The 24,636-nt window shown below is 58.7% G+C and carries 27 protein-coding genes, 1 tRNA gene and 1 pseudogene; 20 read left to right on the plus strand and 9 right to left on the minus strand.

Features of this window, described 5'->3' with window-relative positions; all coding sequences use genetic code 11:
• Positions 1 to 35: 35 nt before the first annotated feature.
• Both EYQ49_09460 and EYQ49_09465 read right to left on the minus strand, forming a co-directional pair.
• Positions 36 to 111: transfer RNA gene (locus EYQ49_09460), tRNA-Lys, on the minus strand.
• A 47-nt stretch (positions 112 to 158) separates the two neighbouring features.
• A complete protein-coding gene (locus tag EYQ49_09465) occupies positions 159 to 497 on the minus strand; it encodes a hypothetical protein (protein HIG26096.1) in 339 nt (112 codons plus the stop codon).
• Between the two features lie 65 nt (positions 498 to 562).
• Here EYQ49_09465 and EYQ49_09470 point away from each other — a divergent pair, with 65 nt between their 5' ends.
• On the plus strand, positions 563 to 1,477 hold the full coding sequence (locus EYQ49_09470) for a fatty acid desaturase (GenBank protein ID HIG26097.1): 915 nt from the start codon (positions 563 to 565) through the stop codon (positions 1,475 to 1,477).
• A gap of 45 nt (positions 1,478 to 1,522) precedes the next feature.
• Here EYQ49_09470 and EYQ49_09475 read toward each other — a convergent pair whose 3' ends face one another.
• Positions 1,523 to 2,758 carry an MFS transporter gene (locus EYQ49_09475; GenBank protein ID HIG26098.1) on the minus strand — a complete coding sequence of 412 codons (1,236 nt, stop codon included), beginning with the start codon at positions 2,756 to 2,758 and terminating at the stop codon, positions 1,523 to 1,525.
• A 279-nt stretch (positions 2,759 to 3,037) separates the two neighbouring features.
• Between EYQ49_09475 and EYQ49_09480 the strand changes: the two genes are divergently transcribed.
• Both EYQ49_09480 and EYQ49_09485 read left to right on the plus strand, forming a co-directional pair.
• Complete coding sequence (locus EYQ49_09480; GenBank protein HIG26099.1) at positions 3,038 to 3,673, plus strand: HAMP domain-containing histidine kinase; 636 nt, start codon at positions 3,038 to 3,040, stop codon at positions 3,671 to 3,673.
• A gap of 22 nt (positions 3,674 to 3,695) precedes the next feature.
• Complete coding sequence (locus tag EYQ49_09485) at positions 3,696 to 4,463, plus strand: transporter substrate-binding domain-containing protein (GenBank protein HIG26100.1); 768 nt, start codon at positions 3,696 to 3,698, stop codon at positions 4,461 to 4,463.
• On the opposite strand, the gene EYQ49_09490 is transcribed toward EYQ49_09485, so the two are convergent.
• On the minus strand, positions 4,399 to 5,649 hold the full coding sequence (locus tag EYQ49_09490; GenBank protein ID HIG26101.1) for an MFS transporter: 1,251 nt from the start codon (positions 5,647 to 5,649) through the stop codon (positions 4,399 to 4,401). The genes EYQ49_09485 and EYQ49_09490 overlap by 65 nt on opposite strands.
• 69 nt (positions 5,650 to 5,718) lie before the next feature.
• On the opposite strand from EYQ49_09490, the gene EYQ49_09495 reads away from it, so the two are divergent.
• Positions 5,719 to 5,958: a hypothetical protein gene (locus tag EYQ49_09495; protein HIG26102.1), complete on the plus strand. Its 240-nt coding sequence runs from the start codon at positions 5,719 to 5,721 to the stop codon at positions 5,956 to 5,958.
• Between the two features lies 1 nt (position 5,959).
• Here the strand turns inward: EYQ49_09495 and EYQ49_09500 are convergent, their stop codons facing one another.
• Positions 5,960 to 6,592, minus strand: a complete 633-nt coding sequence (locus tag EYQ49_09500) for a hypothetical protein (protein HIG26103.1) — start codon at positions 6,590 to 6,592, stop codon at positions 5,960 to 5,962.
• Positions 6,593 to 7,126: 534 nt separating this feature from the next.
• Between EYQ49_09500 and EYQ49_09505 the strand changes: the two genes are divergently transcribed.
• Positions 7,127 to 7,675, plus strand: a complete 549-nt coding sequence (locus tag EYQ49_09505) for a LemA family protein (GenBank protein ID HIG26104.1) — start codon at positions 7,127 to 7,129, stop codon at positions 7,673 to 7,675.
• Between the two features lie 1,908 nt (positions 7,676 to 9,583).
• On the opposite strand, the pseudogene EYQ49_09510 reads toward EYQ49_09505, so the two are convergent.
• A pseudogene (locus tag EYQ49_09510) lies at positions 9,584 to 9,652 on the minus strand (DUF2497 domain-containing protein).
• Positions 9,653 to 9,703: 51 nt separating this feature from the next.
• On the opposite strand from EYQ49_09510, the gene EYQ49_09515 reads away from it, so the two are divergent.
• The 5 genes from EYQ49_09515 to EYQ49_09535 are packed head-to-tail and all read left to right on the plus strand — an operon-like array spanning position 9,704 to position 14,722.
• Positions 9,704 to 10,264: an MOSC domain-containing protein gene (locus EYQ49_09515; protein ID HIG26105.1), complete on the plus strand. Its 561-nt coding sequence runs from the start codon at positions 9,704 to 9,706 to the stop codon at positions 10,262 to 10,264.
• Positions 10,261 to 11,133, plus strand: a complete 873-nt coding sequence (locus EYQ49_09520) for an EamA family transporter (protein HIG26106.1) — start codon at positions 10,261 to 10,263, stop codon at positions 11,131 to 11,133. The genes EYQ49_09515 and EYQ49_09520 overlap by 4 nt, the downstream gene beginning before the upstream one ends.
• Before the next feature lie 26 nt (positions 11,134 to 11,159).
• The gene (locus EYQ49_09525) at positions 11,160 to 12,335 is read left to right on the plus strand and encodes an acyl-CoA dehydrogenase (GenBank protein ID HIG26107.1); all 1,176 of its coding nucleotides are present in this window, start codon (positions 11,160 to 11,162) and stop codon (positions 12,333 to 12,335) included.
• The gene (locus EYQ49_09530) at positions 12,325 to 13,356 is read left to right on the plus strand and encodes a metal-activated pyridoxal enzyme (protein HIG26108.1); all 1,032 of its coding nucleotides are present in this window, start codon (positions 12,325 to 12,327) and stop codon (positions 13,354 to 13,356) included. Before EYQ49_09525 ends, EYQ49_09530 begins: the two co-directional genes overlap by 11 nt.
• Positions 13,310 to 14,722: an FAD-binding protein gene (locus EYQ49_09535; protein ID HIG26109.1), complete on the plus strand. Its 1,413-nt coding sequence runs from the start codon at positions 13,310 to 13,312 to the stop codon at positions 14,720 to 14,722. The genes EYQ49_09530 and EYQ49_09535 overlap by 47 nt, the downstream gene beginning before the upstream one ends.
• A gap of 15 nt (positions 14,723 to 14,737) precedes the next feature.
• Here the strand turns inward: EYQ49_09535 and EYQ49_09540 are convergent, their stop codons facing one another.
• Entirely contained in the window at positions 14,738 to 15,529 is a 792-nt protein-coding gene (locus EYQ49_09540) for a YaaA family protein (GenBank protein HIG26110.1), read from the minus strand.
• 23 nt (positions 15,530 to 15,552) lie between these two features.
• On the opposite strand from EYQ49_09540, the gene EYQ49_09545 reads away from it, so the two are divergent.
• Complete coding sequence (locus EYQ49_09545) at positions 15,553 to 15,819, plus strand: hypothetical protein (GenBank protein HIG26111.1); 267 nt, start codon at positions 15,553 to 15,555, stop codon at positions 15,817 to 15,819.
• Here the strand turns inward: EYQ49_09545 and EYQ49_09550 are convergent.
• Positions 15,760 to 16,386, minus strand: a complete 627-nt coding sequence (locus EYQ49_09550) for a histidine phosphatase family protein (protein ID HIG26112.1) — start codon at positions 16,384 to 16,386, stop codon at positions 15,760 to 15,762. The genes EYQ49_09545 and EYQ49_09550 overlap by 60 nt on opposite strands.
• Positions 16,387 to 16,412: 26 nt before the next feature.
• Here EYQ49_09550 and EYQ49_09555 point away from each other — a divergent pair, with 26 nt between their 5' ends.
• From EYQ49_09555 to EYQ49_09575, 5 genes are all read left to right on the plus strand, one after another.
• A complete protein-coding gene (locus EYQ49_09555) occupies positions 16,413 to 16,652 on the plus strand; it encodes a MoaD/ThiS family protein (protein HIG26113.1) in 240 nt (79 codons plus the stop codon).
• Positions 16,652 to 17,866: a glycosyltransferase family 1 protein gene (locus EYQ49_09560; protein ID HIG26114.1), complete on the plus strand. Its 1,215-nt coding sequence runs from the start codon at positions 16,652 to 16,654 to the stop codon at positions 17,864 to 17,866. The genes EYQ49_09555 and EYQ49_09560 overlap by 1 nt, the downstream gene beginning before the upstream one ends.
• A gap of 3 nt (positions 17,867 to 17,869) precedes the next feature.
• Positions 17,870 to 18,346 carry a hypothetical protein gene (locus tag EYQ49_09565; GenBank protein ID HIG26115.1) on the plus strand — a complete coding sequence of 159 codons (477 nt, stop codon included), beginning with the start codon at positions 17,870 to 17,872 and terminating at the stop codon, positions 18,344 to 18,346.
• Between the two features lie 155 nt (positions 18,347 to 18,501).
• A complete protein-coding gene (locus tag EYQ49_09570; protein ID HIG26116.1) occupies positions 18,502 to 19,296 on the plus strand; it encodes a pyrroline-5-carboxylate reductase in 795 nt (264 codons plus the stop codon).
• Between the two features lie 2 nt (positions 19,297 to 19,298).
• On the plus strand, positions 19,299 to 20,162 hold the full coding sequence (locus EYQ49_09575; protein HIG26117.1) for a hypothetical protein: 864 nt from the start codon (positions 19,299 to 19,301) through the stop codon (positions 20,160 to 20,162).
• Positions 20,163 to 20,247: 85 nt separating this feature from the next.
• Here the strand turns inward: EYQ49_09575 and EYQ49_09580 are convergent, their stop codons facing one another.
• Complete coding sequence (locus tag EYQ49_09580; protein HIG26118.1) at positions 20,248 to 20,928, minus strand: hypothetical protein; 681 nt, start codon at positions 20,926 to 20,928, stop codon at positions 20,248 to 20,250.
• Between the two features lie 60 nt (positions 20,929 to 20,988).
• Between EYQ49_09580 and EYQ49_09585 the strand changes: the two genes are divergently transcribed.
• The 4 genes from EYQ49_09585 to EYQ49_09600 all read left to right on the plus strand — a co-directional run bounded on the left by EYQ49_09585 (position 20,989) and on the right by EYQ49_09600 (position 24,625).
• Positions 20,989 to 21,630, plus strand: coding sequence for a redox-sensing transcriptional repressor Rex (locus EYQ49_09585; protein ID HIG26119.1), 642 nt, complete (start codon positions 20,989 to 20,991; stop codon positions 21,628 to 21,630).
• Between the two features lie 78 nt (positions 21,631 to 21,708).
• On the plus strand, positions 21,709 to 23,004 hold the full coding sequence (locus EYQ49_09590; GenBank protein HIG26120.1) for a glutamyl-tRNA reductase: 1,296 nt from the start codon (positions 21,709 to 21,711) through the stop codon (positions 23,002 to 23,004).
• A 5-nt stretch (positions 23,005 to 23,009) separates the two neighbouring features.
• The gene (hemC, locus tag EYQ49_09595; GenBank protein ID HIG26121.1) at positions 23,010 to 23,903 is read left to right on the plus strand and encodes a hydroxymethylbilane synthase; all 894 of its coding nucleotides are present in this window, start codon (positions 23,010 to 23,012) and stop codon (positions 23,901 to 23,903) included.
• Positions 23,900 to 24,625, plus strand: coding sequence for a uroporphyrinogen-III synthase (locus EYQ49_09600; GenBank protein HIG26122.1), 726 nt, complete (start codon positions 23,900 to 23,902; stop codon positions 24,623 to 24,625). The genes hemC and EYQ49_09600 overlap by 4 nt, the downstream gene beginning before the upstream one ends.
• Positions 24,626 to 24,636 lie beyond the last annotated feature (11 nt).

Consider the following 24,636-nt stretch of genomic DNA (forward strand, 5'->3'; position numbering starts at 1 on the left):
CTGTAACACGGGGACAGGCCCCCTGTTACAGATTTTGGTGGGTCGCCCGGGGCTCGAACCCGGCGCCTGAGGATTAAAAGTCCCCTGCTCTACCCGATGAGCTAGCGACCCACCGGCGAGGTTATCTGGGCAAAGGGGGCCTTGGTGGGTTTGCGAACTTATTGCTTACGGGTTTTCTCGGGTGCCGGCCCCAAGGTGTTTTTCCAAAGCAGCATACCGGCGCCGATCATGGCCATGTTGATGATGAATCCAGAGAGCCAACCGGTGGCCCCGACCATCAGCACCACCGGGATAGCGCATTGGCCAACGGTGAGCGAAAAAATAACGAGAGCGGCGATCGACCAGCCTCGTCCTAAGGGTTGGTGACGCACTACGAGGTAAAGAAGAGGCAGGGTTACTGGGGCGGCCATGATGGCACCACCGCCCATAGAGAGCAGCAAAAACCCGGCCAGCGGCACAAAAAGAAAGATAAATATTTTAAGCACGAAGTTCAACACGGAGTCATTATGCCATCGAGGACGCTTCGGTGGATGCGCCTCGGTCTTTGCCCTAGAGTTTCGGCATGAAGAGTTCTGACCTGCGCCGCATTGAATGGCCGACGGTGCTGGTGGCGGCGATCATTTATGGCGGTTGGTTGGCGGTGGTCTTTAACCACGAAGCGTTAGGAACCCCCTTGGCTGTGGGGTTACTGGCTTTGCTTATTGCTTGGCAAGGCTCACTGCGGCATGAGGTGCTGCACGGGCACCCATTTAATGGGCCGGTGTTGAACGAAATTTTAGGCAGCGTTCCGATTAACTTGCGCCTGCCTTACCGGGTATACCGGCGGAGCCACCTGCGTCATCATGCTTGTGGCGACCTGACCGACCCGGCTACCGACACTGAAAGTTTTTTTGTAAAGGCCAGCACTTGGAAACGCTTGCCGGCCTCCGGGCGCTGGTTTTTGCTGGCTCACCACACCTTGTTAGGGCGCATGTTGCTGGGGCCTTTGGTAGAAAACATCACCGTGTGGCGGCACAGTATTTCTGAGATTCGCTCCGGTGACGGGCGACTTTTTCGCTGGTGGGTCGCCCACTTGGTGCAGGTGGCGTTGTTGCTGGTGCTCTTGGTTGTGGTGGCGGGGTTCCCCTGGTTGCCTTATGTATTGGCCGTATATGTGGCCAACGGCTTAGGTTTGGTGCGCTCTTATTGTGAACACCAATGGGTAGCCGGTGAAGAAACTCGGTCGATTGTGGTGGGCTCTCGAGGGTTTTGGGCGCTGTTGTTTTTGAACAACAACTTGCACGACACTCATCACGAGGAGCCAGCAGTGGCATGGTTTAGGCTGCCGAAACTGGCTCGGTCGTTGGGTTCAGCAGAACTAGCCGCCCAAGGCGCCGGTTGTTATTCGGGCTATGGCGAGATCTTCCGGAAGCACCTCTTGCGGCCCTTCGATCACCCGGTGCATCCGCCGGAAAGAAAACTTGAATCTGGGATCTAGGGATCTCGGGCCTAGGAATCTAAATCTCAGCTCAAGATCTTAGATTCAGGTCTTGGTCTGCACGTCGCTGAAACGGTCAACATCGCGGAGTACCGGGAACTTCCACCACCAAACCACTACGACGGCTAGGGTGCCTACCCCGCCGAAGACAATGGCTCCGGTGAGGCCCAGAAGGGCCGCGGTTACTCCAGATTCAAAAGCACCAAGCTCGTTGGAGGCGCCAATAAACACGTTTTCCAGCGCCAACACTCGGCCACGCATGTTTTCTGGGGTAGCCAACGGCACCAAGGTGGCTCGAATGAACATAGAGACCGCATCGGCGGCGGCCAGCACAAAAATGGCAATGAAGGCCACGGTGTAGTTGCGGCTGAGCCCCAACACGATGGTGCTTACCCCAAAGATGGCCACTACTACTAACAAAATGCGTCCAATGTGGCGCTGAAGGGGGCGAATAGCCAAGGTGACAGCCACGACCCCTGCCCCCATCCCCACAGCAGCCCGCAGCCAACCCAGGCCAACGGCCCCTACTCCTAGGCGGTCTTCGGCAATAGCGGGCAACAAAGCCACTGCTCCACCAAACAGCACCGCAAACAAGTCCAAACTGATGGCCCCAAAAAGCATGGGGGTGTTGCGAATAAAACGAAAGCCCTCAAAGGCATCTTTAACTGCTCGCCGGGTGCCCACGGTTTCTAGCTTTCGTACGTTGCTGCTGGAAACCATCGAAAGAATGATCACCCCGACACCTAAGGCCACTGCCGAAGCGAGGTAAGGCAGCGGTTCGGCTGCCACAAACAAGAAGCCGAAGATAACCGGGCCCACAATCAGTCCGGCTTGCATAGAGACGCTGCCTAAGGCCACCACTCGAGGCACCACGGCCAGTGGTGCAAGGTCAATGGTGAGCGCCCGCCCGGAGGGTGCAGCAAAAGCTCGGCATATGCCAAAGGTTAAGACCAGTAAAAAGATGGGCAAGACTGAAGTGGGCTCGCTGCGGGCGTAGAGAAATAAGAGAACGGAAACTATTGCTTCGCCGACCATGGCCCAGCGAAGCAATTTGCGGCGGTCCATGCGGTCGGCCAGCGAACCAGCAAAGGGAGCCAAAATAAAAGTAGGGGCAAACTCGGCTAAGCCAATGAGACCCAGGTCGAACTCCCGGCCGGTCAGGTCGTAGACTTGTTTACCCAAAATAGTTATTTGCCCCACTACCGCCATGGTGGTGAGAAAGAATACAAACAACACGGCATAAATTTGGCGAGGTATATGTTCAATGCCCTGATCGTCCATTAGGCCACGCTAACCGAGTTGCCGAGGAAAGGTGAAAGAGTTAACGGCCGGTAAATCTCAAGGTGGTTGCATGTCTTAGATTTCAGATTATTTATGGTGGAGCCAATAGATGGGGACTGTCCCTATCTATTGGCGAGGGAGTTTCTTGGGTGGCCAGTTGGCTTGGTGGGGCAACTAACTATTTATAAAACTCTACGACGAATACAGCGTCGTCACCTGGGGTGACTCGGTGTAAGCGTTGCGGAGGGATAGGCATGGTTTGGCCCGCAGCGGGCTTTTGTGGCCGATGCCTCGCATCAACTGCGTACGCCTTTGACGGCCTTGCGGTTGCGGATCGAAAACATGGAGCACTTGCTGGGCGAAGAACACGAGGGCCAACTAGAGCCAGTGTTAGAAGAAAGTGAACGGCTTTCTGCGTTGGTGGAGCAGTTGTTGGAGTTGAGCCGGGCTGAGCGTGAAGCGGTGAGCGAAGAGGCGGATTTGGTGGGTTTAGTTACCTATCGGGTAGATACCTGGAGTGCAGTGGCCGAGGAGCGTCAGGTTTCTTTGCGTTTAGTAGCCCCGGAAACTAAGTTGCGGGTTCGGGCATCGGGCTCTGCGGTGGATCAAATTTTGGACAACTTGTTGGATAATGCGGTGAGTTTGACCTCAGCGGGGGCCACGGTAACGGTAGCTGTCGATTCTGGTTCTGGGCATCACCGACTGGTAGTCAGCGATGAGGGCCCAGGGCTTTCGGACGAAGATAAACAGCGAGCTACCGACCGTTTTTGGCGAGGAGATCAAACCCGCTCTGGTTCTGGTTTGGGATTATCTATTGTGCGCTCACTGGTGGAGGCCCATGGTGGCGACATGGAGTTATTGGATGCTTCGGGTGGGGGCTTACAAATTGTGGTTCGGTTTGTAGCGGTTGATTAACCTCTCTACCTAGGCTCTGTCCATGTCTGAGCCCATGCCTCTTGTTGCTGGTCTGCCTATGTACGACTGGCCGGAGGTAGCGGCGGCTACCGACGAGCTATGGATGGCGATTTCTCAAAATCTAAGCTGCCAAGGAGTGAATGCTCCAGCATCTTTGTGGCGGCCTGAAAATCTCGAAGAACTATGGGGTTACTCGGGTCTTTTGGTGGGGCAAATGTGCGGGTTGCCTTTTGTAAAGAATTATCAAAGCCAAGTTTCGGTGCTGGGGTCGTTTGATTTTTCTCTGGGCGGACCGCCAGGGAGTTGCCACTCGGTGCTGGTATGCCATCGGGATAACTCAGCCAAAAGCTTGGCGGACTTTTCTGGGCAGCGGGCGGCAATAAACGAGGTGGGCTCGCAATCGGGGCATGCTGCTTTAATCCAAGCTGCTCAGGGGTGCTCGGTTCGGTTTTCTCAGATTAGCGAATCGGGCAGCCACCGGGACTCCATAAAAATGGTGGCCACCGGTCAGGTTGCGGCGGCGGCTATCGATGCGGTGTCCTGGTGTTTGGCTTTAGACCACGAACCGGCGGCTCAGGATCTTCAAGTTTTGCAGCGTACCGCTCCCACCCCGGGGGTTCCGTTAATCACGGCACCTCAGCAAGCTCATTTGCGGCCTCAAATCAATCAGGCCATAACCGAAGCGGTGCGGGGCCTTGACCTAGAGGTCAAAACAGCGCTTTACCTCACCGGGTTTTTGGCCCGCCCGGCCAGTGACTATGAGGTTTTTTGGAGCGGTGAGCCTGAGTGATGATGACCAGAGAGAGCCCGGAGAGCACGACGTAACTCATAATCATGGGGGTCACCGAATGAGCGAGTTGGGCGTTGATGAATCCGGCGATCACGGTGGCTCCGCCCATGGTGACCAAGCCGATGATTCCCGAAGCGGTGCCGGCGAGTTCTTCCATGGGTTCTAAGGCTTGGGCCATGCCAACGGGAATCAACATGGCGATAAAGATGTTGGCCAGCATGACGCCCACAAACCAGATCCAAAAGTTTGGCGTGCCTTGGGCGGGCCAGGTGAAAAACAGAAGCACCAAGCTTATAGCCAAGGTGATGGTGAGCGAGATGAGCGCTACTCGATGGGTGCCATAACGGACTATGAAACGGGGGACAACAAAGAAGGCCCCCATTTCAATAACTCCGGAGGCGGCAAACAATAGAGGGAACCAATCGACTCGCCCGTAGATGACATCAAAAATGGGTTGCGCACTGGCGAGGTACACAAAAAAGGCACCGAAGGACAAGGTCATGGCCAGGGTGTAAACCACGGTGACCCGGGTGGTGGCTACCTTTTTTATGGCCTCTACGGTGGGGCCAAGTTTTAGGGGTCGCTGGTTAGCGGGGTTGAGGGTTTCGCCAAATCGGTAGGACCAGAACAGCATGCCTATGGCCAGCACGGCAGATGCCCCGAAGGGCCAGCGCCATGACCCAAAATTGATGAGTCCTTCACCGATGAGCGGGGCCACGATGGGCCCGAGTAAAAAGAAAGCCATGGTGATGGAGATAATCCGCGCCATTTGGTCGCCGTGATAGAGATCGCGGGTAATGGTGGTGCGCAACACGCTGGCTGCGGCGGCACCGAACCCCCAGATAAGGCGGCTTCCTAAAAGGAAGGTGAAGTCGGTGGCCACCATGGCAAAAAGAGCCCCCACCATGTAAAGCATTAAACCGAAGCGCAGTATGGGGGCCCGGCCAAAACGGTCGGCAAGGGGACCGTAGAATATTTGGCCGAAAGACATGCCGATGAAGTAGGTGGTGATGATGAGCGTTACCCGGGTGTCGTTGCTGGCCATGCCAAAAGCGGGGCGTATTTCGTCAAAGGCGGGTAGCGAAGCATCGATGCCGAAGGCCATGAGAGCCCCCATGGCTGCTAAAAAAGCAATGACTTGTGCTTCGGTGCGCTGTCGCTGAGTAGTTTGCTGAGGTGCCACCATTGGAGGAGCCTAGAGGGCAAACAAGGCTTTCTTAGAGCCAGACAGCAGCAGGCTGGTGGCACCGAAGAAATGTGGGAGGCACCCGAGGGTACGTATGTCAGCGAGACGGTCGTCGCCCCGAAGCTCGGTTCAACGGGGGACGACGACGCCTACCTGCTGACGTTCTCGTCCGACGTCGTCAACGACGTGTCGCATTGCGAGATCTTTGACGCCACCGACCCGGCTCCCGGCCCCATAGTGAGAGTCAAACTTCCCGAACGAATCTCCAGCGGCACTCATGCCACCTGGGCCCCGGCTGATCAGCTGTAGCTCAATCGTCGAGGCTGACGATGCAGTCGCGGTCGGCTGTCCAGATGGCGAGCGCGACCAATGGCTCAGCGCGAGTCTGCATTGCGTGTGACGTCCAAGGACTGTGGACCATCCAGGAGTCGGGTGGCATGAGTTCAAAGGGCCCGTCCCCCTTCTTCCACTCGGCGTTCCCGGCGACAGCACAGTAAAGCTCAGGCGCCAAATGCGAGTGCGGGGGATACAAAATCCGGGGCGCTTGGACGGTGATAAAAATGCTTGCTTCGGTGCCCACAGTGAGCGAGGCGTCGCGTGTCGGGTCTCCGGCAAGCACCGTGGCGAAGTAGCCGGCTCGGAACTCGGCCTGGTCGGGTCGATCCGCGTACGGGTCGATCCACCGCAGCGTCGGTGCTGCGTCACGCAAGGCGAGCAGCATTGACTGGAGGTGGTGGATCTCAGGTAGTTCGACGGCATCGAGGAGCTCAGAAACCAGCGGCGGGCAAACGGGTTCACCACTCAGAAGAGGGCCGCGGTTGGCAAGTGATGCTGTAGCGAGACCGATGTCGGGCAGGTCCAGTGTCGGGTCCATCTCGGCCGCGCCGATGAGAGCAGCAGTTGCAGCGAGAAGATGTTTCTGGGATTCCTGTGCGTTCGTCATTGAGGACAACCTATCCGGCGCTTTCAGTCAGTGACCACGTCGTAGTGGCGGGACCTACCGCGAGCGGTGTGGCTCACATGAAAGCGTTCGAGAGCATCGACTTGATCGCTCAGCCCGGCAGGGCTCAGACCGCTCTCCGCCGGATCGCGCACACCGTGCAGGTAGTCCTTGGGCGCCACATGATCGACGAACCGAGGACATAGCCAATCAACTCTTGCAGTTCGTCGGGGAGCGATCAGCGCAACTAGTGGCCGCCACTGCGCAGTACTCAACTTTGTAAAGTAGTACCGAGGGGCTGCAATTGCTGGGCGAAGCGTAGACACCCGGTGACTTCGCTTTGGGCCAACGAACGATAGGCAAATCGTTGACGGCGGCGACCACCAAGCCCACAATTTTCTTCAATTCGGTGGTGGCTCTTTGCGAGTTCTTCATGTAGTAAATATTGCTCGGGGGGTGTGACAGTCTCGAAAGAGCCCACCCTTTACTGAAAAACCGGTGAATGGTAGAGTGTGCAAAAACTGAGGAGGAAAATCTATGACGCTGCTTATTATTTTGACGATGCTGGTGCTGTTGGCCCTTTTTGTGGCTGCCCAATACAACGGTTTGGTACGCATGCGCAATGGCGCTGACAATTCGTGGGCGCATATTGACGTACAACTCAACCGGCGTAACGATTTGATCCCTAATTTGGTGGAAACGGTAAAGGGTTATGCCGCCCACGAACAAGAAACTCTTAATGCGGTGGTGCAGGCTCGCAATGCTGCGGTAGCCGCTGACGGGGTAGCAGCCCAGGCAGAAACGGATAATTTGTTGACCGGTGCGTTGCGTCAAGTGTTTGCTTTAGCCGAGGCCTACCCCGACCTAAAAGCCAACGAGAATTTTGCCAAGTTACAAGAAGATCTGACAGAAACCGAAAGCCTGATTGCTTATTCGCGTCAACACTACAACGACACCGTGTTGCGTCTGAATAACAAAGTGCAAACGGTGCCGTCAAACATTATTGCTTCACTGTTTGGTTTTACCGAACGGGAGTATTTCGAAGCGGGCGGCGAGGCCCGCGGCCCGGTCAGCGTAGAGTTCTAATTTCCGTCAATGTTTAAACTTTGGCCATTAAGGCACGACGCAGAGGTTGGTTGCTGGCGGGGTGCGGAGTGAGCTTGTTTCGTCGCTTCTTAACTGAGCCGGAAATCAAATATGTGGAAGAGGCTGCTGGTCAGCGGCGTTTACGAGAGGGCGTGGCTTGGGCAGTGACTCTCGGCGGTGGCGGCGGTGATTGGTAATGAAAAAGGCTCGCCATCGTTTTCGCGGTATTCATATTTTTCTTTTTAGTTTTGTGTTGGCCATTCTTTTCGGGGTGCTTGGTTTTATTTCTGTAGTGGTAACTAACTCAGAACAATTAGATAATCATTGGGTGGTGGCCGAGTTTGAAAGTACTGATCGCGCCGTGGTTACCGAGGTGATCGATTACCAGTCAGGAGCAGCCGGAAGGCACGGCATTTACCGCGATATTCCGGGGTTGACACCGGAGGCATTACTTTCTGTGACTTCGCCGTCGGCTTCTTCTCACGTGGCCATGGTGCAGGTAGGTACGTTAGATAAGGACTACGAGCCAGGGGATGAACTTCGGGTGCGTATTGGTAATCCCGACGAAACTATTTCGGGGGCCCACCGGTACACCTTGGAATACGCATTGGATTCGCTGATAATCGATCAAGAAATGGCGTGGGATGCAGTGGGTTACTACTGGGAAATGCCCATTGAGTCGGCTGAGGTTCATATGGTGGCGCCCTTTGAGTTGTTGGCCCCTACCTGCCATTTTGGGAGCGCTGGTTCTGCTACCGAATGTTCGGTTGAGGTGGTGGCACCGGGGTATTTACGGGCCGCGGTGGTGAACCTTCCTGAGCAGACAGGTCTTACTTTGCGAGCGCAAATAGGCGACGACTTGCCGGGTGAGTTGGTTTTGCCGGTGCCTCCGGCGCTACCGCCACAGGGTCTTCAAATTAGTTTTCGGTGGTGGCTAAATATATTTTTTGGGTCCATGTTTGCTCTGTGGGTTGGGGGCATGCTGGCGCTCTTTGTTTTGCGTCGTTTGGGGAGCGAACAGGTGAGAGAAGGTGGGGCTACTACGGCAGCTTTTGGTGGAGGAGCACCCGGCGAACGGGTTCGCAAAGTAACGGTTGATGAGTTGATGGAGATGGCTGCGCTGAGTTTTGCTCCGCCGAGCGAACTCACTGCGGCCCAAGGTGGGGTGTTGTATTTTGAAAAAGTTGAGCATAAGCAAAAGGTGGCTTGGCTGTTGGAGGAGGTATTGGCGGGCAACATTGAGGCTTATGAAGACCCTGAGCGTTCTGCTTGGGTGCTTAAAAACACCTCCGACGGAAACAGTTCCCCCCTTTTAGGCGCTTTGTTTGCTGATGGTGAAGAAATAGTGTTGTCGGGTTTTGATAGAAAATTTGCCAAGTTTTGGGGTGGCCGTTCTTCGTCGGGTTTAGAGAACTACTTGCAAGAGTGGCGAACATCGAGTGGTTTATGGGTTGAAAAGTCCAGCACTCGGGTGCCGTGGGTAAGAGCAGTGGGCATCTTGTTATTGGTTTTCGGGGTTTTCGCACCTTTGCCGTTGGCGGCAATATTTTTGTCGTCGCCGCTTCCCGGTTTTTTCGCCTCTTTTGCCTTCTTTTCTGGTTTTGGCTTTGGGTGTGCTTTAGGGGCGGGCGAACTACATACACGGAGCCCTCGAGGAACCGGCCTTTGGTTACAGGTTGAAGGGTTTCGCCGCTTTTTGGCTGAGTCAGAAGCAGAGCATGTGCAGCGGGCAGCTGAACAAGGTCGGTTGCGTGAGTACACGGCTTGGGCGGCTGCCTTGGGCGAGTATGAGCATTGGAGCGAGCAGTTGGCTGCTGCCGCGTTTAATGATGTGGTGGGGGCGGGTGATTTAGCGTTTGCGGGGGTGGCTCATAGTTTGGATTCAGCCACCAGTACGAGTTCCACCAGCCCCAGCGGTGGAGGCGGCGGCGGTGGCGGTGGTGGTGGCGGTGGCGGCGGCGGTGGCGGAGGCGGCGGCGGATGGTAACTCGGTCTAGGCTTCAAAAGTAATCGTTCACCAAGGGAGTAATTTTTATGGTTCGTCATCTCACCACCGAAGAACTTGAAGCGGGCCTCGTTGAGGCGCTGGGTTCGCCAAAAGACGCCGGCACCCTTGACCTCATTGTGCGCCGCCCTGAAATTGATGCCCGTGAGGTGTTAGAGGCCGCAGAGTTGTCTTTAGAAGAAGGCATGGTGGGCGACAATTGGAGCCGTAAACCCTCCTCGAGCACCTCTGATAATTCACCGGACCCCGAGGCGCAGTTGACCTTAATGAATACCCGGGTGTTGCGTTTGGTGGCTGCTGGCGATGAAAGCCACATGCCTATGGCGGGCGATCAAATGGTGGTAGATATTGATTTATCAACGGCCAATTTGCCCACCGGCACCCGACTGCAAATCGGCACAGCGGTTATTGAGGTGACGGCTAAACCGCATACCGGGTGCGCCAAATTTGTAGAGCGTTTTGGTGGGGAAGCCATGCGGTTTGTGAACTCTTCTGCGGGCCGAGAGATTTGCCTGCGGGGCATTAATGCCAAGGTTGTGCAACCCGGCACCATTACTAAGGGTGACACCATTTGCCGAGTATGAGAGTTTCGCCAGCGGCACAGATTGCTGCGGCGATGGTTCTTACGGGGTCTACGGGTACTGCGCAGGCTTTAGGGCCTGATGGCTCTTCTCCGCTGTCGGTGGGGTTTCTTCGCATGGCACTGGGTGGCCCGGTGCTTTTGTTGGTGGCTATGGTGGTGACGAAAAAGAGGCCGACTTTTTTTGGTTGGCCTCTGGTGGTGGCCGGGGTGGCTACGGCCGCTTACCAACCGCTCTTTTTTGCTGGAGCAGAGCAGACGGGGGTGGCGGTAGGGACGGTAGTGACCATGGGTAGTGCCCCAATTTTTGCTGGCTTATTGGGGTGGCTGGTTTACGCGGAAAAGCTTGGTTTTCGCTGGGTGCTTACCACCGCGGTGGCGCTTTTTGGTGGGGTGTTGTTGGTGGGTGGCAACGGGTTTTCGGCGATGGATTATGGCGGGGTGGCTGCGGCGGCCGGCGCTGGGTTGTCTTACGCAGTATTTATTGTGGCTACTCGGCGATTGTTTCAAGATCATGCACCTTTGTTGGTGGTGGGTGCGGCACTTTCTTTATCAGCGGTTTTGTTGTTGCCGATAGGTTTGATGGCAGATTTTTCATGGGTCGCTTCGCCAACGGGGCTTAGCGTGGTGCTTTATTTGGGTTTGGTGGCCACGGCGTTGGCTTTTGCTATCTATGCCTATGGGGCGGAGCGCCTGTTGGTGGCTGACACGGCGGTCATGAGTTTGGTGGAGCCGATGGTGGCTTTTCTACTGGGGGTACTTTTACTTCATGAGGCCCTTACCTTTCGAGGGGCAGTGGGTGCGGTGGTTTTGGCGGGGGCTCTGTTGGCTCTGGCCGCCCAAGCAGGCCAGCGCTCCGGTATTGAGGTTTAGCGGAGCGGTAACATATGGTTGTTTTCATGGATTTTGATTTACCACCAACCAATGATTCACGCCGGCTCGCCGTACAGCAGTGGCTGGCCGAGCACCCGCAACCAACGGCCGCCCAGTTGGTGGACGCCGGCTATGTGGTGCCGCATTGGCCAGAGCCTTGGGGGCTAAACGCCGACCCCTTGCATCAGATCATTATTGATGACGAGTTAGTAAAAGCAAGGGTGCATCGCCCCGCTAACCAGATAGGTATTGGCTGGGCTGGGCCGACCTTGCTTACGGCGGGTACCGAGGAGCAAAAGAATCGTTATTTGCGTCCTTTGTTGACAGGCCAAGAAATCTGGTGTCAAATGTTTTCTGAGCCGGATGCGGGGTCAGATTTGGCCAACGTGGCGACTCGAGCGGTGCGTGATGGTGACGAATATGTGGTGAATGGGTCAAAGATTTGGACAAGCGCCGGGCATCTTTCTCAGTTTGGGATTCTGATTGCCCGCACGAACCCTGAGGTGCCCAAACATGAGGGTATTTCTTATTTTATTTGCCCCACTGATTTGCCGGGGTTGACCATGACGCCGATTGTGGATGCCACAGGGAGTCATTTGTTTAATCAAGTATTTTTTGATGATGTGCGTTTGCCGGCGTCTCTGCGGGTGGGCGCCGAGGGCGAGGGTTGGCGTTTGGCCAAGGTGACGTTGGCTAATGAGCGGGTGCGTTTGTCGGCGGCTGGGTCGTTGTGGGGGCGGGGCCCTTCAGCGGAGGATCTTCTCAATGTGGTGCGCAGTAACGGGGGGTGCGCTGATCCGGTTATGCGTCAAGAGTTGGCGGGGTTGAAATGCGAAGCCGAGGTGTTGCGTTTGAATCGCTTGCGTACCTTGACCGCTCAGTTGGCGGGGCGCACTCCGGGCCCGGAGGCGTCGGTGCAAAAAGCAATGTCTGATGATCATGGGCAAAGGGTGATGGCCTTGGCTAAGGCTTGTGCTGGTACGGACGGCATGTTGGCGGGGTCGGGCCCGGGGGGTCAATCGTTTGATTGGCATTTTGGTTTTTTGTTTTCTCCGGCTTTGACCATTGGCGGCGGCACGTTTGCTATTCAACGCAACATTGTGGCCGAGAAAGTATTAGGGCTGCCGCGTGACCACAATGTTGAGGATGGTTTATCGTGGCGAGAAACCCATTTAGGAAAGGCAGGCCGCAATGCATTTTAGTGAATTGGTAACGCCGGCTTTGGTAGCCGATTTAACGGTTTTTGAAGCCAACGTGGCCACCATGGCGGCTCGGCGGCCGGGGTTGGCTTTGCGTCCCCATGTGAAGGCGTTTAAGTCCACGACGTTGGCGCAGCGTTTGGCCAAGGCGGGCCATACGGCGTTTTGTTGCGCCACGGTGGCCGAGGTGGAGGGCATGGCGGCCGCCGGTTTAGGCGGGGACTTGTTGTTGGCTAACCAGGTGTTAGACGCAAAACGTTTGGGGGCGTTGGTGGCTGCGGGGCCGGCGCGGGTCACGGTGGCCGTGGATTCCCCAGAGACCATTGCCGCGGCGGCGGCCGGCGGGGTGCGTGAGGTGTTGATTGATGTTGATGTGGGTATGCCGCGCGGCGGTTGTGCGGTGACTGATGCCGGCCGGTTGGGTGATGCGGCTCGGGCGGCGGGACTAGAGGTACGCGGCGTTATGGGTTACGAGGGGCATTTGATGCACGTGGCCGATACCGAGCGGCGGGTGTCTGGGGTGGAGCGTTCTATGGCGGTGCTTACCGAAGCCCATCAAGCGGTAGGCGGCGAGGTGGTTTCGGGCGGCGGTACGGGTTCTTGGGATTGCAACCAGGTGGTGACCGAGTTGCAGGCCGGGTCGTACGTGTTGATGGACACCGATTATGGCCGTTTAGATTTGCCGTTTACACAGGGCTTGTTTGTGTTGGCTTCGGTGATTTCGTTGGGTTCGGGTGGCCATGCGGTGCTGGACGCCGGGTTGAAGGCGTTGGCTATGGATTCCGGCCCGCCCACTTTGGTGGGTGAGGGCGAGGTGCTTTATTGCGCCGATGAGCACACCGTGTTGGTTAATGGTTCGTGGCAGGTGGGGGACCGGGTGTTGCTGCGGCCCGCCCACATTGACCCGACTATGGCTAAACATGAAAAGATGTATATAGCGACGGAGGTTCCGGTGGCCGAGGCAGCCTTGGTTGCCGATGCTGAAGTTGTTGATGAGTGGCCGATCGATTTGCGAGGGTGGTAAAAAAATGAAAATGCCGGGCATGCACACCGGGTTTCGTGATGATGGTTCGTGGCGCAATTGGGCGGGTAATCAGGTGGCGCATCCGGTGCGTATTGAGCGTCCTCGGTCAGAGGAAGAGGTGGTGGGGTTGGTGCGGTCGGCGGCCGCTGAGGGCCGCAAAGTTCGTGTGGTGGGGGCCGGCCATTCCTTTTCGGCTATTGCGGTAACCGACGAGGTGTTGGTTACTTTGGATGACTTTGCTTCGGTGGTTTCGTTGGATCGTGATTCTGGTTTGGCTCGAGTTGAGGCGGGTATGCGTTTGTTTAATTTGAACCCGTTGTTAGATGCGGCGGGTTTAGCCATGCCGAACCTGGGTGACATTGCGTACCAGTCGGTGGCGGGGGCTATTGCGACTTCTACGCATGGCACTGGTTTGGGTTTTCAAAGCATTGCTGCCGGGGTGGTGGGTTTGCGCATGGTGACCGCTGATGGTTCGGTGCTGGTGTGTGACGAGCAGCAAAACCCTGAAATGTTGCAGGTGGCTCGGGTGGGTTTGGGGGCTTTGGGCATTGTGACTGAGGTGACCTTGCAGTGTGTGCCGGCTTTTAATTTGCAGGCCCGTGAAGAGGTTATGAATATTGACGATTTGTTAAGTAACTTCGATGAGTTCGCTGAGAACACTGACCACACCGAATTTTTTTGGATGCCCCACACCAAAAATGCTTTGTTGAAACGCAATACCCGCACCCAAGAGGAGCCGCCGCCGCCCCGCAATCGGCGCCATGCGGCCCGGCGTAAGTGGAAGCATTTTAAAAACAAAGAGTTGTTAGAAAACGTAGCTTTTGGGGCCATGAACCATTTGGGTCGGTTGCGGCCTTCGCTGGTGCCGAGGTTTAACGCCATGATGGTGCCCGATGAAGGGTCAGCGAACTACATAACTACTAGTTACGAGGTGTTTGCCAGCCCCCGCCGGGTGCATTTTTACGAAATGGAATATGCCGTGGCGCGCCAAGATGGCTTGGAGGCATTTCGCCAGGTGCAAGCGCTGATCGACACCTTGGATCATCCGGTGAGTTTTCCGCTAGAAGTTCGGGTGTTGGGTGCCGACGATATTTCTTTGTCTACGGCGTCGGGCCGGGACACTATTTATATTGCCGTGCACGTGTTTCATGGCACGGAGTACGAACAGTATTTCCGTGGGGTGGAGGCCATCATGAACCAGTTCGAAGGCCGCCCCCATTGGGGCAAACTCCATTACCAAACCGCCGAAACCCTGGCCGGCCGTTACCCGCGTTGGGGGGAGTTTCAGGATTTACGTTCTCGCCTCGACCCAGAGGGCCGCTTCACCAACCAAGAAATAACCAAAGTCCTCGGCCCGCCCCAGTAGGGGCGCCGCTTGCTGCTACCGCACTGCTACCAAGCTGACTTCGGTGAGGGGGCCAGAGATTTGGGTCAGTTCGGGGGCGTAGACGTAGCCCTCGGGGTGGGTGAAATCCGCTAGCCCGGCCGGGTCGGTGAGTTGGGTTTCCACCACGTAACGCACCAAAGCGCCCTTGAGTAGTTTGTTCCAATGGGCCACCGTCACCAGTTTGCGTTCACCGTCTTTTTCTACATCATCTACGAAACGCACCCGAATGCGAGAGCCAGCCACCGACGAATCCCAGGCCGCCGAATGCTCGTTGGGTAACAAATCCCACACACAACCCGCTGCTGGGCCGGCCAACGCCGCCGTCAACAAGGGCTTCCAAAAACGAGCCGGCGGGCCAAACCCTGGCAGTTTGGCGCCCATCTTCAGTTTGTAATCCGGTAACGCATCTTTAGGCCGCACCGCCCCCCACAGGCCAGAAAAAATCACTACCTGCTTATCTACCCGTTTGCGCAACCCAGCCGGCAACGACGAATAATCTAAAGCGTCATACAACACCCCGGTATAGCGTTCGATAGCCGGCAAGGTCGCCGCCTTATGCGCCACCAAATTAGCCGCCGTGGCCTCCGCTACCCGCTCGCCCTTAACCCCCAACAATTTGGTGCGGGCCGCTTCGTTTTCTTTCATAGCTTTACGCAGCGCCGCCAACACCTGCCGCCGCGGTTTCAATAACTCGTCAAAAGACTGCTCGGCTTTCTCCCACGCCGGCCCATCGCCTCCCGGGGCTTTTCCCTCAGAGGGAGGCAAGAGGATCAACGGAGAAGCCATGCCCTGACGCTACCCTCGCCAAGGTGAACGAAGAGAACAATCCCCCCGAACCAGAACCCAGCGAAGAAACCACGGCGGCTTTTGCCGAACCACCAGCCGACCCCGAACTGGACGCCCTCGAAGCCGACCTGGCAACGATAGAAGCCGCCATGAACCGAGTAGCCGACGGCGACCTCGACGGCGCCGAAGAAATCATGAGCAGTCTCGCCGACAACGAGACCAGCGAACCCTCAGAGCAAGTCGGGGACCGTGCCGTCGCCCACCAAATCAACCCGATCACCGAGACGTAACTCGCCGTCGGTTACCTCAACCCAGCGGCCCCCCAAATTAGGGATACGCACCATCGGGATAGCCGCCCCGCCCTCCACGGCATAAATCACCCCGCCGTGAGTAACCACCAGTACCTCATCGGCCCCCGCCGTGGCCTCCACCACCCGCAACAACGCCCCGTGGGCCCGCGCTAAAACTTGTTCATCCAACTCGTAACCCTCCGGGCGATGGCCGCTCTCCAACGCCCCTGGCCAACCCTGTTCGATCTCCACCCGGGTCAACCCCTGCCACGGCCCGGCGGAACGCTCTTGTAAATCTTCTTCCACCAACACCGGGCCCACCCCCATGGCTTCAGAAATAATGGCTGCCGTTTCGGCCGCCCGCTGCAAAGTCGACGCCACAATGGCATCAAACGCCCCCAATACCCCAGCCGCCTGTTGCGCCTGACGGCGACCCTTATCAGTCAAGGGCGGGTTAGCCTGGCCCTGCCACTTACCCAACGCATTCCACTCAGATTCACCATGGCGCACTAACAGCAGTCGAGTCACCCGCTTGACGGTAGCCGAAAACGGCCACTTCGCAGAGATGGGCTAACACTTCCTAGACTAAGCGAATGGCAGTATTGCGACTCTTCGCCTCTATACGGGTAGCGGCCGGCACCGGCACGGCAGACTTTGACGGCGCCACAGTAGAAGAAATCATCACGGCGGCCACCCAACGCTTCGGCCCAGACTTCGCCCAGCAGCTCCCCAACTGTAAACTCTGGTTAAATGGCCACGCCACCCAACCCGACGCCCCGGTCACTGCCACCGACGAAGTGGCCTTACTGCCTCCCGTTTCAGGAGGCCGCTAATGCACCGCTTAGCCGTACTTTCTCTCCACACGTCGCCGCTCATTCAACCCGGCTCCGGAGACGGCGGCGGCATGAACGTCTACGTGCGAGAACTCGTCTCCGCCCTCGCCCAAACCGGCCGGCAATCCACCGTATTCGTACGCCGAGTAGCCGCCGACTTACCCGAAGTAGTCGAAGTAGAACCCGGCTTTCGTGTGGTGCACATAACGGCCGGCGCCTTCGACCTCGCCAAAGAAGACCTCCCCGAGATCGTTGATGAGTTTGCCGACCGAGTAGCCGACTGGATACGCAACCACGGCGAATTCGACGGACTGCTGGCCAACTACTGGCTCAGCGGCGTCGCCGGCCATCGCCTCAAACACGAACTCGACCTGCCGTTAACCACGGTGTTCCACACCCTGGCTCGCGTAAAAGCCGAAACCGGCGACCACGAGCCCCCCGGCCGCATGGAAGCCGAAACCGCGGTCATTCAATGCTCCGACGTCATCTTGGCCAACAGCGAAGAAGAAGTAAACCAACTGGTTTCGCTTTACGGCGCCAACCCAGCCCGGATAGAAGTAGTGCCCCCCGGCGTAGACCACGCCTTTTTCTCCCCCGGACACCAAGGCGGCGCCCGAGACGCCATCGGCCTCGGCCCCGACCCGGTACTACTTTTCGTCGGGCGCATCCAACCTCTCAAAGGGATCGACGTGGCCATCGAAACCCTGGCCCAACTAACCAGCCACCCCACTGCTCGCCTAATTATTGTGGGCGGAGCCAGCGGCCAAGACGGCCCAGCCACCGAAAAAGAAATACGCAACCTGGTGGCCCACCGCGGCCTCACCGACCGAGTGCTGTTCGTGCCGCCCCAACCCCACCACCTGCTGTCTACCTGGTATCGAGCAGCCGATGTGTTAATTATGCCCAGCCGCTCCGAATCCTTTGGCCTGGTAGCCCTTGAAGCAGCAGCCTGCGGGGTTCCCGTAGTGGCCGCCGACGTCGGCGGCTTGCGCACCCTGGTAGACCCCGGCCGCACCGGGTTTCTCATAGAAAGCCGTGACCCCGCCGACTACGCCCATGCGGTATCCGTGCTACTCGATGACCCTGGGTTAGCTACCGAAATGGCTGCCCAAGCCGCCGAACATTCGTGGTCCTACACCTGGTCGGCTACCGCCCGTCGGTTACGCAATGTTTGTGACGAGCGGTCCACCCGAGCGCTGGTTGACTGCAACTAAACCATGGACGACGCCCCGCCGCTTACTCCTCAGCAACGCAGCGCCGTTCAAACACTCATCACCGACTGGTTGGCCGCCCGCCTGGCCGACAACCCAGTACTGGCCAGCGTCGAATACGACGCCGACCCCAGCCTCAACCAACACCGCTGGCTGGCCCGTCTACTGGGCGAAGAAAAAGAATCGATCATGCTGCACTTCACCCTGAAGCAACGCATGGTGCACTTCGAAACCTACGTGCTGGCTCAACCCGAAGAAAATCACGCCGCCTTCTACGAATACTTTCTGCGCCGCAACCGAAAACTGGCAGGTGCTGCTTTCTCTATCGGCCACGAAGACGCCGTGTACCTCACCGGGGCTCTGCCAGCCGCAGAAGTAAACGAAGCCACCCTCGACCGCATCTTAGGAACCTTCTGGGTAGCAGTAGAAGACTGCTTTCAACCTGCCCTACGTATCGGTTTCGCTAGCCGGTTCAAGAAATAGTAACTTTATATTGCATTTCAATACATTTCAGTCTACTATGCACAATGAGCCCGGTGACCGGGTTGGTGTTCTCGATCGGGGAAGTGCGATGACACCAACAAAGCCACCGGGTTCACGTTCGTCCGAGGCCCCTCGCATCAGGTAGATTCCTCCACATGAACACAAGACTGCAGATCATCGGCGGAGGCAACATGGGAGAAGCCCTGCTGGGCGGCCTCGCCGCCACCGGATGGGCCAGCAACGAAACCCTGCACGTGGTTGAACTCGACGCCGACCGCCGCCAAGTCTTGGCCACCGCCCACCCCGGACTCTCCGTTGGAAGCGAACCCCTCACCGGCGTCGACGCCCTCATCGCCGTAAAACCCCACATCGTGCCCGCCGTCTGCGCCACCCTGGCCAGCGCAGAGGCAAGCCGCGCCCTGTCCATCGCTGCCGGGGTCACCCTGGCCACCCTTGAAGCCGGCCTGGCCCCCGGCACCGCCGTAGTGCGAGCCATGCCCAACACTCCCTCCTTGGTCGGCCTGGGCGCGGCGGCCATCGCCGCCGGCACTAACGCCAGCAACGATGACCTCAACTGGGCCACCAGCATCTTGAGCTCCGTAGGCACCGTGGTAGTGGTCGACGAAACCGACCTCGACGCCGTTACCGGGCTGTCGGGCTCCGGCCCGGCCTACGTATTCCTGCTCGCCGAAGCACTCATGGCCGCCGCCCAAGCCGAAGGGCTCAGCGCCCCCATAGCCAAAGAACTCACCCAACAAACCCTGCTGGGCGCCGCCACCCTGCTAGCCACCAGCGAAGACAACGCCGCCACCCTCCGCCAAAACGTGACCTCCAAAGGCGGCACCACCGCCGCCGGCCTCGCCGTGTTCGAAGAAGCCGGCTTCGGTGACCTGATTCAACAAGTAGTAAGCGCCGCCGCCCAACGCGCCCGAGAACTCGGCGCCACCTGAAAATGGACACCAAAAACCCGGTAATCTCTTTCCTCTCTGACTACGGCACCACCGACGAATTCGTGGGCGTCGTGCACTCCGTGCTGGCCGACCTCGCCCCGCAAACCAAAGTCATCGACATCACCCACGGCATCGACGCCTACGACATACGCGCCGGCTCGCTAGCCCTGGCCCGCAGCGTCGAATACCTGTGCCCCGGCGTAGTCCTGGCCGTAGTCGACCCCGGCGTAGGCAGCGACCGCCGACCAGTAGCCGTAGAAGTCGGCGGCGGACAATCAGTATTAGTAGGCCCCGACAACGGGCTGCTGGCCCCCGCCGTAGCCATGGTGGGCGGAGCCAGCCGCGCCGTGGTGCTCAACAACACGGCAATCCACCTGGCCGGCGACGCCACCACCTTCGACGGGCGAGACATCTTCGCCCCCGCCGCTGCGCACCTAGCCAACGGCGGCGACCTCACCGACCTCGGCGACCTCATTGACCCCGGAACCCTAGTGCCCGGCGTGGTACCAGTCGCCCACACCGACACCGAAGGCCTGCACGCCGAAGTGCTCTGGATAGACCAATTTGGCAACGCTCAACTCAACATCGGCCCCGAAGACCTGCCCGGCACATCAGCACAAATAACCGTGGCCGGCCGCCCCCGCACCGCCACCCAAGTCACCGGATTTGATCAAGTAGGACCCGGCAAACTCGGGCTCATGGTCGACGCCAGCGGCCTAATCGCCCTGGTGGTAGCCCGCGCCTCAGCAGCCGCCGACCTGGGAGTTTCTTGTGGCGACCCGGTGCTCATCACCCCCGCCGGTCAACCACCGGCCTCCTCAACCACCGGCACCCCGGTAGCCCTAACCCAACGAGAGGAAAACTAATGCGCCTAGGAACCACCATCGCCACCGCCATTTTGCTGCTGGCCATATTGGGAGCCGCCGTGCTCCAGTTTGTCGTACTCGCCAATTAAGAGCGTTTGACTCCGGTGGCCAACAAGGCGCCAGCAAAAATCAAAACAACGCCCACCACCAAAGTGACAGCAAAACCCGTCATGGCATCAAACACCGAGTTCAACACCCCACCCGAACTCAACACCAAAGCGCCGGCCACAATAGAAACATTGCCCCAAGCCCCCCGGTGCTTAACCCCGCCAAGAGCAAACAAGCGCACCGCCGAAACAGCAGAACCCACCATGATCACCAAAGCCCCCACCGACGAAGCCACCGCAGCAGCAATACGCGGCCCCGGACCAAACACCGCACTGCCCTGCGGCAACTGGCCCGACACAAACTCGCCAACAATTGGCGAAGCCACCACCACCCCCACCGCAAAAGCACACAGGGTTACCGTGACCGCCGCAATACGGTTAGCCACCGGCCGTGACGCCATTAAATACACGGTGCCCAAAGCCAAAATCGGCACATTAGCCACCGCCCCAATGGCATAAAAAACTTTAAAAGGAACAGCCGACCAGCCCCCCGCCGCCCCCGCCAACAAAGCAAAAGCCGCCACCGCAAACAACAACAAAGCAGCCGTCCATGACGCATCTTGGGGACGTCGGCGATCTAACCAACGCTCAAACACCGTGGCCGTAAAAGCCAAAGCAACCAACCCGGCCGCAGCAGCGGCTGCCATTTGTGAAGTCACCCCTGCGACGGTAGAGGCCACAAACCCTCCTGCCACCCCGCCAGCACCTAGGTTTGACCCATGACCACCCAACTGTCGCCCGCTGTTTCGGCCGCCACGGTGTCTCGGCTGCCCGTCTACCTCCGCGGGTTAGCCGACCTTGCGGCCAGCGACCAAAACACCGTGTCCTCAGAACAACTGGCCACCATGGTCGGAGTAAATGCCAACAACGTGCGCAAAGACCTCTCCGCCTTGGGTTTTTCAGGCACCCGCGGCGTGGGCTACCAAGTAACCACCCTGCTGCGCCAAATTGGTTTAGTACTCGGCGACGGCCAACCCTCGCCCGTAGTCATCGTAGGAGCCGGCAACCTCGGCCGAGCCCTCAGTCGCTACGACGGCTTCAACAACGGCGGGTTCCCCATAGCGGCCCTCGTTGACGTTGACCCCAAAGTAGTAGGCAAAAAAATTTCCGGCCTCAAAGTAGAACCCCTCAGCAAACTCACCCAAGTAGTAGCCCAACACCAATGCACCGTCGGCATCATTGCCACCCCCGCCGCCGCCGCCCAAGAAGCCGCCGACCAACTGGTAAAAGCCGGCGTGCGCTCGCTCCTCAACTTCGCCCCCGGGGTAGTCACCGTGCCCAACACGGTCACCGTCCGAAAAGTAGACCTGGCCACCGAACTACACATCCTGGGCTACCACCAACAACGCCAAAACAAGTGACCCTTTTCTCTGCGCTCTCAAGTTGCCAAACGACCCAAAATCAGGGATGATTGACCCCACGAAGCAAACCCGCCCCCCATTGCGTCTCGCCGCGCAGAACCAGGAGACCCGACCGTGTCGGTCGTAGTCGTAGGACTCAACCATCGCACCGTGCCGCTCGATGTTTTCGAGCGCATGACCATCGCTGCTTCGCATATACCCAAAGCCCTCGCCGACCTCACCTCACGCGAACACATCACCGAAGCCGTAGTGCTCTCCACCTGCAACCGCATCGAGGTCTACGCCTTCGCCGAAAAATTCCACGGCGCTTACCAAGACATCCACAACTTTTTCTCCGAAATCGTGCACGCCCCGCCCGAACAATTTTCCGAACACCTGACCGGCCTCTACGACGCCGACGCCGTGCGCCACCTCTTCTCCGTAGCAGCCGGGCTGGACTCCGCCGTACTCGGCGAACACGAAATCCTCGGCCAAGTACGCCGAGCCTGGGAAACCTCGGCCACCGAAAATGCCGTGGGCCCCGTGCTCAACCCCATGTTTCGCCACGCCCTCGAAGTAGGCAAACGAGTACGCACCGAAACAGGAATCTCCCGCCACATCACCTCAGTATCCCAAGCCGCCGTCGCCATGGCCGACCAACGCTTAGGCGGGCTCGAAGGCCGTCGAGTACTCGTGCTGGGCGCCGGCGAAATGGGCGAAGGCCTCGCCCGAGCCCTCAACGGCGGCGGAGTAGCCGAAATACTGGTAGCCAACCGCACCTGGGACCGCGCCGTAGACGTCGCCGCCCGCCTGGGCGGCACCCCGGTGCGCCTCGACGAACTCCCCACTCACCTGGCGGAAATCGACGTACTGCTGACCTCCACCGGCGCCTCTTCGGTCATCTTGGAACACGGCGACCTAGCTGCCGTCGTCGGCCACCGAAACGATCGTGAACTCCTGATTGTGGACATCGCCGTGCCTCGCGACGTTGACCCCTCGGCCGGCGAAATCGACGGAGTAACCCTTTTAGACATGGACGACCTCCGCGAGTTTGCCGAACACGGCCTCAAACAACGCCAACGCGAGGTCACCGCCGTACAAGCCATCATCGACACCGAACTGGACCGCTACGTAGACGAATCCACAGCACGATCCGTCGGCCCCCTAGTGGCCTCATTGCGCTCCCGAGCCGCCGAAGTACAAACCGGCGAACTCGACCGCTTCTCCGCCAAACTGGCCACCCTCGACGACGCCCAACGCCAAACCGTCGAAGCACTAGCCGCCGGCATCATCGGCAAACTCTTACACGAACCCACGGTGCGCATGAAAGACGCCGCCGGCACGGCCCGCGGCGAACGCTTAGCCGAAGCACTCCGCGACCTGTTCGACCTCTAAGTTTTATGCTCCTGCGGGCCGCAACGCGAGGCAGTGCGCTGGCCCTTTGGCAAACCAACCGGGTGGCCGAACTGCTGGCCCACACCAACCCCGAGGTTCAAATTGAAACCGTGGTGGTAGAAACCACCGGCGACCAAAACCAAACCACCCCCCTGCACCAAATGGGGGGCCAAGGCGTGTTCGTAAAAGAAGTACAAGCCGCCGTACTCGACGGCCGAGCCGACTTCGCCGTGCACTCCGCCAAAGACCTCCCGGCCGCCGCCACCCCCGGCCTCGTGCTGGCCGCCATACCCGAACGAGCCGACCCCCGAGACGTATTGGTAGGCGCCCGCTGGGCCGACCTGCCCGCCGGGGCAATCATCGCCACCGGCTCGGTGCGCCGCCGAGCCCACCTGGCCCACCTGCGCCCCGACCTAAACTTTGCCGAACTACGCGGCAACATCGCCACCCGGCTAGAAAAAGCTGCCGACTTCGCCGCCATCGTCATGGCCAAAGCGGCCCTCGACCGGCTGGGCCTGACCCCCGCCGTGGTCGACGTTTTACCGCCCGAAGTACTGCTGCCCCAAGTAGGCCAAGGCGCCCTAGCTATCGAATGCCGCACCGACGACGCAGCCGCCGCCACCCTGCTGGCCAGCATCAGCAACCAAGAATCAATGAACACCGTGGGCGCCGAACGGGCCTTCCTCGCCGAACTGGGCGCCGGTTGCGACCTTCCCATAGCGGCCCATGCGGTCATGGACCACGGAGAAATATTACTCACCGGAGCAATGTCGTCTTTTGACGGCACCACCTTGCTGCGAGACAGCGGACGCAGCACCGACGGCCTAACCCTGGGCGCCTCGCTGGCCCGGTGCCTACGCGACGACCAAGGCGGCGGCGCCCTGCTGGACCAATCATGAACACCCCGCTGGCCGGCCGCACCCTGGTAGTAACCCGGGCCGCCGACCAAGCACCAGAGTTAATCCAGCAACTGGTTGCCTGGGGCGCCACCGTGGTGGCCTTACCGCTCAGCAAAATCAAGGAACCCGCCGACGGGGGAGCAGCACTAAAAACGGCGTTAGCCCAGGCCGCCCAGTACGACTGGATCATCGCCACCTCACCCAACGGAGCCCAACGCCTGGCCAACGCCCTTACTGGCTTGCCGACCCACACCCGCTTAGCCGCCGTGGGGCCCCAAACCGCTCGGCAGCTCACCGACGCCGGATGGCCGGTAGATTTTGTGCCCCAAAGCTTTGTGGCCGACGCCCTGGTGGCCGAGTTCCCCGCCGGGCCCGGCCGGGTGCTTTGGGTACGCGCCGAAACCGCTCGGGCGACTGTGGCCGACGGCCTCCAAGCCGCCGGGTGGCAAGTCGACCAAATAGTGGCCTACCGCAACACCGAAGTTACTGTGCAACCCGCCGCCCTCGCCCCCGCCCAAAACGCCGACGCCGTGCTCTTTACCTCGGCCTCCTCAGTAGAGCGCTACCGCAAACTATGCAGCAAGCCCCAGCCACTGGTGGCTTTGTGCATGGGCCCGGTAACCGCCGCCGCTGCCCAAAAACACGGTTTTGAAACCCATCAAGCCGATGAATTCTCTTTGTCTGGTCTCTTGGATTTGGCCCAACAGTGGGCTACGGGTTGAATCTTCGTAGA

The sequence above is a fragment of the Acidimicrobiia bacterium genome, from assembly GCA_012959995.1.
Taxonomy (GTDB): Bacteria; Actinomycetota; Acidimicrobiia; order Acidimicrobiales; family MedAcidi-G1; genus MedAcidi-G2B.